The sequence below is a fragment of the Streptomyces sp. SID11385 genome (assembly GCF_010548245.1).
Classification (GTDB): domain Bacteria; phylum Actinomycetota; class Actinomycetes; order Streptomycetales; family Streptomycetaceae; genus Streptomyces.
In genome coordinates, this window is record NZ_JAAGLR010000342.1 from 1 (window position 1) to 208 (window position 208).

Consider the following 208-nt stretch of genomic DNA (forward strand, 5'->3'; position numbering starts at 1 on the left):
CGCGTCGTCCGCGACGAAGGCCGCCGGGCCGGCGTCCGAGGCCCCGTCCGCGGCGGGCGACGTGCCCGGGTCGACGAGTTCGAGCCGCAGTCCGGCGGGCAGCGCCGAGCCGTGCCCGTCGACGTCGACCTGCACGCCGTCCGAGGGCCCGACCCACAGCGGCTCCGTCGCGCCGCGGCTGCTCTCCGGCTGCGCCGTGCCGTCGCCC

Annotated in this window: 1 pseudogene; it reads right to left on the reverse strand. The window is 80.8% G+C overall.

The features are described from left to right. Nucleotides 1-208, reverse strand: a pseudogene (locus G3I42_RS10170) (hypothetical protein); the annotation flags it as partial.